General features: G+C 37.7%; 13 protein-coding genes and 2 pseudogenes. 9 read left to right on the forward strand and 6 right to left on the reverse strand.

Going from position 1 to position 12,181, the window contains the following annotated elements; translation table 11 throughout:
• Window positions 1–93: 93 nt before the first annotated feature.
• Both DF216_RS08380 and DF216_RS08385 read right to left on the reverse strand, forming a co-directional pair.
• Window positions 94–834 carry an amino acid ABC transporter ATP-binding protein gene (locus DF216_RS08380; protein ID WP_001096337.1) on the reverse strand — a complete coding sequence of 247 codons (741 nt, stop codon included), beginning with the start codon at window positions 832–834 and terminating at the stop codon, window positions 94–96.
• Window positions 834–2,282: an amino acid ABC transporter substrate-binding protein/permease gene (locus DF216_RS08385; protein WP_129326547.1), complete on the reverse strand. Its 1,449-nt coding sequence runs from the start codon at window positions 2,280–2,282 to the stop codon at window positions 834–836. The genes DF216_RS08380 and DF216_RS08385 overlap by 1 nt, the downstream gene beginning before the upstream one ends.
• A gap of 372 nt (window positions 2,283–2,654) precedes the next feature.
• Between DF216_RS08385 and DF216_RS08390 the strand changes: the two genes are divergently transcribed.
• The 8 genes and pseudogenes from DF216_RS08390 to DF216_RS08425 all read left to right on the forward strand — a co-directional run bounded on the left by DF216_RS08390 (window position 2,655) and on the right by DF216_RS08425 (window position 9,488).
• On the forward strand, window positions 2,655–3,086 hold the full coding sequence (locus DF216_RS08390; protein ID WP_346427536.1) for a hypothetical protein: 432 nt from the start codon (window positions 2,655–2,657) through the stop codon (window positions 3,084–3,086).
• Entirely contained in the window at window positions 3,076–5,064 is a 1,989-nt protein-coding gene (gene uvrB / locus DF216_RS08395; protein ID WP_129326549.1) for an excinuclease ABC subunit UvrB, read from the forward strand. The genes DF216_RS08390 and uvrB overlap by 11 nt, the downstream gene beginning before the upstream one ends.
• A 14-nt stretch (window positions 5,065–5,078) precedes the next feature.
• On the forward strand, window positions 5,079–6,926 hold the full coding sequence (locus tag DF216_RS08400) for a DNA/RNA helicase domain-containing protein (protein ID WP_129326550.1): 1,848 nt from the start codon (window positions 5,079–5,081) through the stop codon (window positions 6,924–6,926).
• Between the two features lie 30 nt (window positions 6,927–6,956).
• Window positions 6,957–7,043 (forward strand): annotated as a pseudogene (locus DF216_RS08405) (UvrB/UvrC motif-containing protein); the annotation flags it as partial.
• Between the two features lie 43 nt (window positions 7,044–7,086).
• On the forward strand, window positions 7,087–7,950 hold the full coding sequence (locus tag DF216_RS08410; protein WP_129326551.1) for a hypothetical protein: 864 nt from the start codon (window positions 7,087–7,089) through the stop codon (window positions 7,948–7,950).
• 100 nt (window positions 7,951–8,050) lie between these two features.
• A complete protein-coding gene (locus DF216_RS08415) occupies window positions 8,051–8,578 on the forward strand; it encodes a hypothetical protein (RefSeq protein ID WP_129326552.1) in 528 nt (175 codons plus the stop codon).
• A pseudogene (locus DF216_RS08420) lies at window positions 8,575–9,001 on the forward strand (hypothetical protein). The gene DF216_RS08415 and the pseudogene DF216_RS08420 overlap by 4 nt, the downstream one beginning before the upstream one ends.
• A 19-nt stretch (window positions 9,002–9,020) precedes the next feature.
• Window positions 9,021–9,488 carry an 8-oxo-dGTP diphosphatase gene (locus DF216_RS08425; RefSeq protein WP_129326553.1) on the forward strand — a complete coding sequence of 156 codons (468 nt, stop codon included), beginning with the start codon at window positions 9,021–9,023 and terminating at the stop codon, window positions 9,486–9,488.
• Here the strand turns inward: DF216_RS08425 and DF216_RS08430 are convergent.
• Entirely contained in the window at window positions 9,485–10,000 is a 516-nt protein-coding gene (locus tag DF216_RS08430; protein ID WP_129326554.1) for a transcription repressor NadR, read from the reverse strand. The two genes, DF216_RS08425 and DF216_RS08430, sit on opposite strands and share 4 nt — an antisense overlap.
• A gap of 11 nt (window positions 10,001–10,011) precedes the next feature.
• The gene (locus tag DF216_RS08435; RefSeq protein WP_129326555.1) at window positions 10,012–10,539 is read right to left on the reverse strand and encodes an ECF transporter S component; all 528 of its coding nucleotides are present in this window, start codon (window positions 10,537–10,539) and stop codon (window positions 10,012–10,014) included.
• Window positions 10,540–10,673: 134 nt separating this feature from the next.
• Between DF216_RS08435 and DF216_RS08440 the strand changes: the two genes are divergently transcribed.
• Entirely contained in the window at window positions 10,674–11,033 is a 360-nt protein-coding gene (locus DF216_RS08440) for a hypothetical protein (protein WP_129326556.1), read from the forward strand.
• Window positions 11,034–11,074: 41 nt separating this feature from the next.
• On the opposite strand, the gene DF216_RS08445 is transcribed toward DF216_RS08440, so the two are convergent.
• Together DF216_RS08445 and coaC are read right to left on the reverse strand one after the other, a co-directional pair.
• A complete protein-coding gene (locus DF216_RS08445) occupies window positions 11,075–11,638 on the reverse strand; it encodes an ECF transporter S component (protein WP_129326557.1) in 564 nt (187 codons plus the stop codon).
• Window positions 11,622–12,173: a phosphopantothenoylcysteine decarboxylase gene (coaC, locus tag DF216_RS08450; protein ID WP_129326558.1), complete on the reverse strand. Its 552-nt coding sequence runs from the start codon at window positions 12,171–12,173 to the stop codon at window positions 11,622–11,624. Before coaC ends, DF216_RS08445 begins: the two co-directional genes overlap by 17 nt.
• Between the last annotated feature and the right edge of the window lie 8 nt (window positions 12,174–12,181).

Genomic DNA, 12,181 nt, shown 5'->3' on the forward strand with positions numbered 1-12,181 from the left:
ATTGTCATAGCTTTTATTTTATCATAATTTTCAAAAAAATCAAAAATCCAATACGCAATTAAAAAACTGTAAGGAGAACCTTACAGTTTTGTTTTACACGTTTAAGACCTTGTCCAAAAACTCTTTCAGACGAGGGTGTTGCGGGTTATCAAAGATTTGATCTGGTGTCCCATCTTCTAGAAATTCTCCATCCGCTGTGAAGATAACACGATTGGCTACCTGACGTGCAAATCCCATCTCATGAGTTACGATAATCATGGTCATGCCTTGCTCCGCTAATTCCTTCATAACGTTTAGTACATCTCCGACCATTTCAGGGTCAAGAGCGGAAGTTGGCTCATCAAAGAGCATGATGTCTGGATTCATTGCTAGTCCACGAGCGATGGCCACACGTTGTTTTTGACCACCTGAGAGGCTGTCTGGGTTGGCATTAGCTTTATCTGCTAGTCCAACTTTTTCTAGCAACTCCATCCCTAATTTCTCGGCTTCTTCTTTGGTCATCCGTTTGTGTTCAATAGGAGCAAAAGTGATATTCTCTAGAACAGACATATGAGGAAAGAGATTGAAGTGTTGGAAAACCATTCCCACGTTTTCACGAACATGGTCGACATTGGTTGATTTCTCAGTCAAATCATAACCATTCACAGTGATGTGACCGCTCGTTACCTCCTCAAGAAGGTTAAGGCTACGGAGGAAAGTGGATTTACCAGAACCAGAAGGACCGATGATACAAACAACATCTCCTTCATAGAATTTAGTTGTAATTCCTTTTAAAACCTCATTTTTTCCATAATACTTATGCAAATCATTTACATCAATTTTTAGTTTTGCCATTAACGAATCCTCTTTTCTAAGCGTTTCGCTAGTCTAGTCAAAAGCGTGATAATTACAAGATAGAAGATAGCAAGGATAGCATACATCTTGAAACTTTGGTAGTTACGGGCGATGATGATCTTACCAGTTTGGAATAGTTCAACCAGACCGATAGCCGACACGATAGTTGTATCTTTCAACGCAATAACGAACTGGTTGACGAAGTTTGGAAGCATGAGTTTAGTTGCTTGTGGCAAGATAATCTTACGCATGGTTTTTCCATAAGAGATACCAAGACTGCGACTGGCCTCCATTTGTCCAACTGGAACAGCTTGAATCCCACCACGAACGATTTCAGCGATATAAGCTGCTGCATTGAGTGAGAGGGCAATGGTACCAGCTACAAAGTCGTTAATAGGGCTTTGCTGACCTGTAATCGACTCGATGAAGTTTGGAATACCCCAGAAGATGAAAGCTGCAAGAATCATCAACGGAATACCACGAATCACATCAACAAAAATCTCTGAAATGACTCTGAGTGATTTGTATGGACTAACGCTGAACATACCAAAGATAATCCCAATCACGATGGCAATCGCAAACGAGATAAGGGCCAAAGCGAGAGTGATTCCAAGCCCGCTAAGGAGTTGCTTGTAGTTGTTTTGAAGCAAGCCCCAGATAGTGGTTTCGTCAACTGTACTTGTAGAAGCAGTTGTTTCTCCACTAGCTAAATATTTGTCGAGAATTTTTTGGAATTCTCCATTAGCTTTGAGGTTGGCAAGTCCCTTATTAAACATTTGGATCAACTCTGGATTGCTGCCTTTCTTGACTGCAAACGCTGTTTCGCCGATAGGAGTCCCAGCGATCGGCGTTTTCAATTTTTGACCTTGGCTGATCGAATATTTGAGAACAGGCTCATCATCCATCACGGCATCGATAGCCCCAGTGTTTAGACTGTCATACATTGATGCACCATCTGCAAAGGTTTTAATCTTGTAACCGTATTTGCTTTGGTTCTCCGTAAGGAATGTTTGAGAAGCCGTCCCGTTCTTCACACCAACTGTTTTATCCTTGAGGTCTTCATAAGAAGCGATAGTACTTGATTCCTTTACACCGAGAATGGTATTAGCAGTGTAGTAGGAATCTGAGAAGTCAAACGTTGCCTTACGAGCATCCGTAACAGACATACCAGCAATAATACCATCAGCTTGTCCAGCCTGAACAGCACTGATCGCTGCATCAAAACCTGGGTTGGTAATCTCAATTTCAAAACCTTGATCTTTTGCAATAGCTTTAATCAAGTCCATATCAATACCAGTGTACTCATTGCTTGAATTTTGAAATACGAAGGGAGCGAAAGATGAATCACTTGCAATGATATACTTTGATTTAACAGTGTCAGCTTTTGCTATTCCTAGTGAGAAAATGGGAAATAAAATGAGCAAACATGCTAGGATTTTTTTCTTCATTTTTAGTCTCCTTTCTGAATATTTTTTAATTATAACAGAAAAAAAGCCAGAAGGCAAATTTTAATGATTTTTATGTAAGAAGATATGACATAACGGTGCGAGATTGCTAAATCAAGAGATAAAGAATCTAATGAAATTTATGGTAAAATAGAAGGAGTACTTAGAAAGGAGAAAAAGATGATTGTTAAGTTTGACAGAGGCCTGCTTAAGGTTCAAATTGCATGGGGGCTGTTTTATTCTCTCAGTTCATTGTGCTTGATTATTCCTTACCTTTTAAATGATTTTTGGTATGAGAATTATTTTGGCAAAATCTTTTTCCTTTTCCTTCTTCTGCTTCCACTATATACTGGTATTTCAGCGGTAGATGGAATCATGAATTTTAGAAAAACAAAGAAATTGATAGAAGTAGATGAGCAGACCTTCACCTATTATGGGAACCTTTTTGGCCGAAAAACCTTTGAAATTCCCTTATCTGATATCGACCTTGTCATGAAAGATTGGTCAAGTCCCATAGCCGATATCAAGCGTTCATCATCCTTTCTTTATTTTTTGAAGCGGATTGAATACTTTTTTGACTACCAATCCGAATTGGATGATAAAAAAAGATACCGGGTTCTGATGATACTATTCAAAGATAGTAAGACTGCCATCAAATTCGATAAAAAACTTGGTTTTCAGTTGCCAAAGAAAAGAAAATATGTTGCAAAGAACCAAATCATACGAATTCGCGTGGATAGAGGAGAGGTTTTCTCAGACCAAGAAATGAATGACTATATAAACGAAAGGAACGGTCATGATAGATAGAAAAGTAAATAACAAATTTAAACTCGTCTCCAAATACCAACCATCGGGAGACCAACCCCAAGCGATCGAGCAGTTGGTTGATAATATAGAGGGTGGAGAGAAGGCTCAAATTCTCATGGGGGCGACTGGTACTGGGAAGACCTATACCATGAGTCAGGTCATTTCCAAAGTCAATAAACCAACTCTGGTTATTGCTCACAACAAAACCCTAGCTGGTCAGCTCTATGGGGAGTTTAAGGAATTTTTCCCTGAAAATGCTGTTGAGTACTTTGTGTCCTACTATGACTATTACCAACCAGAGGCCTATGTACCTTCTAGTGATACTTATATTGAAAAGGATAGCTCTGTTAATGATGAGATTGACAAGCTTCGCCACTCAGCAACTTCAGCCCTTCTGGAGCGTAATGATGTCATCGTTGTGGCTTCTGTCTCTTGTATCTATGGTTTGGGGTCGCCCAAGGAATACGCTGATAGTGTCGTTAGTCTGCGTCCAGGTCTTGAGATTTCTCGTGATAAACTTTTGAATGACTTGGTTGATATCCAGTTTGAACGTAATGATATTGATTTTCAACGCGGAAGATTTCGTGTGCGTGGGGATGTGGTGGAAATTTTCCCAGCTTCACGTGATGAACACGCTTTTCGAGTAGAGTTCTTCGGAGATGAAATTGACCGTATCCGAGAAGTTGAGGCTCTGACGGGTCAGGTATTGGGAGAAGTGGATCATCTGGCGATTTTCCCTGCTACTCACTTTGTGACCAATGACGACCATATGGAAGTTGCCATTGCCAAGATTCAGGCCGAGTTGGAGGAGCAGTTAGCTGTCTTTGAGAAGGAAGGAAAACTGCTTGAAGCCCAGCGTTTAAAACAGCGGACAGAGTATGATATCGAAATGCTACGCGAGATGGGCTATACCAACGGAGTTGAGAACTACTCACGCCACATGGATGGACGGAGCGAAGGGGAGCCTCCTTATACATTGCTTGACTTCTTCCCAGATGATTTCTTAATCATGATTGACGAGAGCCACATGACTATGGGGCAGATCAAGGGTATGTATAATGGAGACCGTTCTCGTAAGGAAATGCTAGTAAATTATGGTTTCCGCTTGCCGTCTGCTTTGGACAATCGTCCTCTACGCCGGGAGGAGTTTGAAAGTCATGTCCATCAGATTGTTTACGTTTCAGCAACACCAGGTGATTATGAAAATGAACAGACCGAGACAGTGATTGAGCAAATCATTCGCCCGACTGGGCTTTTAGACCCTGAGGTGGAAGTGCGCCCGACTATGGGACAGATTGATGATCTTTTGGGTGAAATCAATGCCCGTGTTGAAAAGAACGAACGAACCTTTATTACTACTTTGACCAAGAAAATGGCAGAGGACTTAACCGACTACTTCAAGGAAATGGGTATCAAGGTTAAGTATATGCACTCAGATATCAAGACCTTGGAACGGACGGAGATTATCCGTGACCTGCGCTTGGGTGTCTTTGATGTCTTGGTCGGAATCAATCTCCTCCGTGAAGGAATTGACGTTCCTGAAGTAAGCCTGGTTGCCATTCTCGATGCTGATAAGGAAGGATTCCTTCGTAACGAGCGTGGACTCATTCAGACCATAGGACGAGCTGCTCGTAACAGCGAAGGGCATGTCATCATGTATGCGGATACGATGACCCAGTCTATGCAACGAGCTATCGATGAAACGGCCCGCCGTCGGAAAATCCAGATGGCCTATAATGAAGAACATGGTATTGTACCACAAACTATTAAGAAGGAAATCCGTGACCTAATCGCCGCAACCAAGGTAGTTGCCAAGGAAGAGGACAAGGAAGTCGATATCAACAGCCTAAACAAACAAGAACGCAAAGAACTCGTCAAAAAACTCGAAAAACAAATGCAAGAAGCCGTCGAAGTACTTGACTTTGAATTGGCGGCTCAGATTCGGGATATGATGCTGGAAGTAAAGGCGTTGGATTAGATAGGAGAGAACGAATGACAAATACAGAAAATAATAAATTTCCACGCTGGGGTAAATATCCAAAAAATAATCCTAAATTTAATTATGTTAGGGCCAAACTCGATGTTAAAATTATTCCTGAGATTTCTGATGAAGATTTTAGAGCACTATCTGACTTTCCTTTGATTTATATTTATATATCTCCTATTCAAAGTGATGGAAGAAAGTATTATTATATAGGTCAGACTATTAATGCTGGTAGGAGAACGATAGAGCATAGTAAAAAGCTAAATAAAGAAGATTATGAACGATTTAAATCTTTTAAAGATGGCGACTATATAGCTTTTTATGGGGAGAATATATCTCAAAACTTAAACTATATTGAAAAAGTTTTAATTCTAACTTTTATTGAAGAATTTAATTTTTTAAATTTTGTAAACATGAATAAAGACGGTGATTACGTTGGTAAATTACTTGCAAACAAAGATAGAGGTAATGAGTCAGGAAAAAATCAATCTTCAAGAGAAGAAGTTGAAGAAAATGTAATCAACAATATTCTTAATTTTTTAAAGAAGAGTAAATTTATTGATGATAAACTTAATTTAGAGAGGGTTACTTCAAGTTTGTTTGCGGAAAGTCCCTTCTTTGAACTTACAGAAAATCAAAATTCTATTTTAAATGAGATTTTAGAATCAAGTGATAAGCACATCCATCTTATTAAAGGTGGAGCTGGAACAGGAAAAACTGTACTATTATTACATCTTATAGCTCATTTAAAATTAAAAAGACCTAATTCTCAAATTGCTATATTTGTAAGGAATATACACAGAGATAGATTTAAAAAAATTTTAACTAGTTACGGATTGAAACCGGACGAGAACGATATTGATATAGTTACCTTTAATCAATTAACAGAACCCAAAAAGAAGTATGATTATATAATTATTGATGAAGCTCAGAGAACAACTAGAATAACTAAGGATTTAATCTATCCTACAGGTGCAAAGTCTGATACAGATCTTTTGAAAAAAATTAATGGAATTCCTAATAATAAAAGATTAACGAAGGAAGAGTTTAAAAAACTACCGTGTCCATCTGTTTTAGATTATATCAAAAAGAAATTCGAGGATTCACAATTAATAATTTCTTATAATAATACTCAATGTTTAAGAAAAGGTGATAATAAATATGTTGAAGAAACTTTTAAAGATGTACAGAGTGTTGTTAATAATACTCCTGAATTAGAAACTCAGCTCAGAATTTTAAAAAATAATGATAGTAAATTTGCAAATAAGTTTATAACATTTATAAAAAATCTGTTGGGAATAGAATCTCGAGAAGGTTTGGATGACCGCTTTGTTTCTAAATATAAAGATTTAGGAGAAAAAGGGTATTTTAAAATAGCAAGAAATACAGAGGATTGGGCGCAATATATAACAGATAAGCAGTCAAGATTTTCCGAAAAAAAATCATTACGGTTAGCTGGCTATTGTAAACCCTTAAAAAAGGATAAAGTATTTTTAAAAGTTGAATCTACTGGGGAAGTGTTGAAATGGAGTAAGAATGGGAAAAAGTATAGAGAATATGCAAACAAAACAAAAGAAGTGGGAAATGTTTATGATATCCATGGTTTTGATGTAGATTTCACATCAGTCTATATTGGTAAAGATATCTATTTAGATGACAAAGAAAAATGTATAAAAGTTGATAAAGGTAATTTTTTTGACTCAGCAACTAAAAAAGGTGTTGATCAAATTGATGAATTTGTAAAAAATGCTTATTATATTTTATTGACGAGAGCTGTGTACGGTCAAATGGTTTATATAGAGGATGATAAACTAAGGGAGTTTTTGCTAAAAATATTTCCGGCTGACAAAAATTAATTGTTTATGAAATGGTATATTGATTTTTAACAAATGCAAGAAGCCGTCGAAGTGCTTGACTTTGAACTGGCAGCCCAAATTCGTGATATGATACTGGAAGCCAAGGCGTTGGATTAGAAAAAAATGAATTTTAAATATGTTTAACTAGGAGAATGTAGTAATGAAAAAAGCGTTAGTGTTGAATTTCAGTTTTATCGCAATTATCCTCTCAGCTTGTTTTCTAAGTTTTGTAGTCATTTTATTAGTTTCGTTTCATAATACTTTTTCTGGACCAAATCAAAAAGATATTGAGGCGGCAGCAAGCAGAACACTGAATTTATATGGCTTTAAAGGTGAAGTAAAGGTGACGAAGTTTTCTAGATATAGATGGCCTTCTGTAGAGTATGAAATTGAATACGATTATAGTGAAGAAGTTAATGGGAGGAAAGTCACTGTTAGTGATAGTTTGATATATAATCCTAAATCTTCAAATGGTTCTCGCAAAACATATGAAGAACTAGCCTACGATGGCACTACTAAAACTATGTTACGAGAATTCTCGGGGATAGCTGATGAATTACTTGATCAACATCCAGACAGTGTTTCCAATAAAGAAAAAGTGGAGAAGTTTTTCAAGAAATTTGAGAATCCAAATCTAGAGTATGTAAATACCTACTGGAGTGTCGATGATCGTGCCAAAAATATAGAAGAATATTACGCTCTTTTAGAAAAGAATCGTAAAGATGGGAAACCTTTTCAAGGTTTATATGATATTCCTATTGATGAATTTCTAGAAAAAGAAATTATAAAAGGAAGTGTAAAATACAAAGACACTGTTTTAGAAGAGGGTGAAAAAGATTATTTTGATAGTGAGGGTGGACTGACAGAGTTTATCTCGAATGGGATAGATAATGCTGAGTTGCCAGATGCCTTTTATGAGGTTTCTTATTACTATGGTGCCAAAGGATATCGTTCAGGTAGTGGTGTTTCTTTAAAGATTAAGAATCATAAACTGATAAGTTACGAAAAGAACAGAACTGGTTAGTTTTAGTTGATAAGATTAAGCTTTTAAGCTTGTATCTCTTAAAGAGAGAACAGAGTTTTAATCTCTTTGAACAGTCGAAAAAAGAAAGAATAAGAAATAAATGAAAAAGAAAGTCATGGCACAGAAAAATTCAAAAAAATACCATAAGCCAAATCAAAAAATGAGCTGGATAGATAAAGCAAAATTGTGGTTGCTACAGCATTCAAAAATAGCTTTTCTATTAGATAGTAGTATATTTTTTCTTTCAGCTTTTGGGGTATTCTATTTGTTGTTTGGAACAAGTCTTGTTCCAAAACCCTATCAAAACTTCAATTATCTTTTCCCGCTCTTTCTGAATCTTATATTCTTAGTGAACATGCTTTATCAAGGTGCTTTTAGAGATACTTTTGATGGAATGCATACAGTACAAGATTTTGCAGAACTATTCTTGTATCTAAATGGAGTAGTTCTGTTGTTTCACTTGTTTTTTGGATTATCGAGTCGAAACAGAAAGAGTATTCCTCCCCTGCTAACTCTAGATCACCGCTACATCTGGTTTCCTATTCTAACTTATGTGATCTTCTTCCTAGTGGCTGCATTGATTATTTTAATTTCCAAATATGTTAAAAAGAAAAGGAGTCAATCATGATAAAACATTTAACTATATTTAGGGTTATTTACCTTCTGTTCCTGGTATTCGCCCTGATTCATTTTATCTTAGGATTGTTTGGTTTAGCCTTTACACCAGGTTTGTGGAATATCTGGTTTTTTGGTCTCTGTCTAACCTTATTTATTCAGCCATGGGCTATCTTCTATAAAACGAGAATCTTTCAATGGTATCATCTGATTTTTCAAGCTCTCAGCGGCTTCTTTGCTCTCATTATCTGGTCTCTGACATTTTTCTATGGTTCCATATTCATCTATGCCGATCAATCTAGACTACAATGTGAATAAGGAAAAAAATGAAATCAGAATCATCAGAGGATTTTTGCTCCATGAAATTCATGAATATCACGACTTAGTGAATCCTTTGATTATGAAGTCTGAAGTTAAGTATGTAGAAAAAGATTAAATATTAGAAAGTAAGTATTATGTCTCGAGCACAATTAACCATTTTAACCAATATTTGTCTGATTGAAGACATTGAAACCAAGCGTGTAGTCATGCAATATCGCTCTCCCGAAAACAATCGCTGGTCTGGCTATGCCTTTCCAGGAGGACATGTTGAGAATGGCGAGTCCTTTGCCGAGTCTGTCATTCGTGAGATTTATGAAGAAACAGGTCTAACGATTCAGAATCCACAACTAGTCGGCATTAAAAACTGGCCCTTAGATACAGGTGGGCGCTACATCGTTGTTTGTTATAAGGCGACAGAGTTTACTGGGAATCTCCAATCCTCAGAGGAAGGAGAAGTATCTTGGGTGAAAAAAGACCAGATTCCAAACTTGGATCTGGCCTATGATATGTTGCCTCTGATGGAAATGATGGAAGCACCTGACAAGTCGGAATTTTTCTACCGTCATCGTAAAGAGGACGGATGGGAAAAGGAAACCTTCTAGTCCTTTACCAAATAACCTAGCTGATCCAAGGCCTGCTCGATATAGAGAAGGTCTTGTTGTGTTTCTGCTTCGACAAGGTGGTAATGGATGCCGTCTGTCAATTCAGAAAGGGGTCTAAAGTCAGACTTCTCGACTTGCTCTAGAAAATGCTGAACATCTCGGCGACAGGTGAGTTTGAGCAGGGTTTCAATTTCTCCATAAACTGGATGGTCAATCAAAGTATTCTGTACACGTCCGCCATTATCTACAATGGCTAGGAGTTCCTGCCCAATTTCTTCCATCTCATGTTTGACCTTGAAAAGTTTGTGAACGTAAGGACTGGCATCATTTTCTTTGTAGATATAACCGCGATTAGTGGATAGGATAGGAGCTCCATCTGCTCGGAGAATAGCGATGTCCTGTACAATGACTTGGCGCGTAACATGAAAGTGTTCGGCCAAGGTCTGACCATTGAGAGCTTTTGGCGCCTCTTTTAACAGTTTGAGAAGAGCTTGTTTGCGATCCTTTGTCATAGTTTTTCCTTTTAGCGACGTTTTCGAAGCACTTTATAGACAGCTAGTGCTAATGTATAGTCTACCATACTATGGACGATTGTTCCAAAACCAACTAGGACAAAGAGAACATAAAACATATTTTCAACATTTGTCCCTGAAGTAGCATAGAAGATAATACAAGCTACCACTTCAGCGATAGCATGAACAACACCCAAAACAAAGTTAAAAATCCAAGATGCCTTTGGTTTATCCAATGTTTCAGGGAATTTCTTTAAGTACAAAGCTCCCAAAATACCAAAAACGATGTGAGAGAAAGCACGGAGTACAATAACAGGCGGATAACCTGCCATCAGGAAGCCGAGACTAGATGCAATAATCACAAAACCAGCCATCAAAGGCGAAAGAAACATGGCGATAAAGATGGCAATATGACTTCCCAAGGTGTAAGAAGCGGGTGGGATGACGATTTTAAAAGGCATAATGATTGGAATCAAAATCGCGATTGCAGTGAGTAGGGCAGTCATGGTCATAAACTGCGTTTTTTTCCGTATATCCATAAGAACCTCCATTTATCTGTATATACACAAGTATAGTACAATAAATCACCAATCAAGTCAAGAAGCTTTATTGATTTTTCAGGAAAATTTGGTTAAAATATGGTAAAGAATTTTTTGTTTTAGGAGAAAATGTGATGATACTTGTTGTTTACCTCGTTGTGGTAATCGTGATGATGTCAAAACTGAAAAAAGAAGGGAAAGTTGTTTCAGGTTGGACTCGTTTCATAGTGTATAGTTTATTGGTCCTTTCACTAATCTCTCTATTAGCAGGTACCCTGGCTCTTTCACTTTTGGACCATCCCTTATTAGGTATTTTCTTGATGGCTGCTATACTAAAAATTTCCTATTTCGTCAGATTGGTGATTGCATTTGGTTTGATTTTTCTATCACTAACCCTATATTTGGATAGCCAGAAAAGCCAGCAACCTACCCCTCTTTCGTATCATCTCCTGCGCTTTGGCTTTCATATTCTATTGATGTTTCTCATGTTTTAAATGCTTAACTCCACCTTCAGGATGAAAGTGGAGTTGTTTTTTTATTTCTTCAAGGTTTCGAGACGTGGGACAATTGCTACTGTTAGAACGGCAGAAATGACAAGCTCGGCAATTGAGTTTGTAGAAATAACGGTTGCCAGGAGTTTTTGGATATTGCCATCGAAGACATTTCCAAAAAGGAAGAAGATTCCCCCAAGTACAAAGACTGTATTTGTAAGTGAACCGAGAGCTCCGGCAATGATGAGACCCGTTCTATTCTTTAATAATCTATAAACCAAGTAAGGTGTCAGACCAATCAAAATGCGAGGTACAATAGCTATAATCGCTGAATAGATATTTCCGTTTGGTACAAAAGGTGAGAATAGGTAGCTGGTTGGAAGGATTGTAATCGTGTTAACCGTCAAGCTAAGTAATCCCATCAAGAAACCAAGTGTAATACCAACTCGTGGACCGTAAATAATACTTGCAATAATGACAGGAATATGCACGATAGTTGGTTTGATTGGGAATGGGAATAGATTAAATAAGAGAGAGCTCAGAAAGTGAATGACTAACATGGTCGCAAAAAAGATAGCAATCGGAGCAATATTAGAGCGTTTTTTCATTGAGTGTTTCCTTTATTCTTTCTAAAATAATATCCAGGTCTGCCAAAGCTCCCCTTCCGTGGTCTCCACAAGCTAGCAGGGATTCTTTAGGAGCAATCAGCTGATAACCGTAGTTTTCTAATGTTTTCAGATTAGTCTGAGTTGCCGGATGGTCATACATCTTTGTATTCATAGCTGGTGCGACTAACTTTTTGACGTGGTCTGGCAAGGCAAGAGCCGTACTGGTAACCATGTTATCCGCAAATCCATGGGCTAGTTTGGCAATAGTGTTAGCAGTTGCAGGGGCAACGATAAAAAGGTCGGTTTCTTTCCCTCTTTCGATATGATTGACTTGATCAGGATAGGGTTCCTGCATGACATCAAGGTGGACTGGATTCTGTGAGAGTACCTGTAGTGTCAAAGGCTGGATAAACTCTCTTGCCGCCTCGGTCATTAAGACAGTGACATCATGGCCTTGTTTTTTTAAAGAACTGACTAAATCAGCTGCTTTATAGGAGGCGATGGAACCTGTCACTGCGATCAGAATGTTTGCCATGGCTTTCC

The sequence above is a fragment of the Streptococcus oralis genome, assembly GCF_004127215.1.
In the GTDB taxonomy this organism is placed as follows: domain Bacteria; phylum Bacillota; class Bacilli; order Lactobacillales; family Streptococcaceae; genus Streptococcus; species Streptococcus oralis_BD.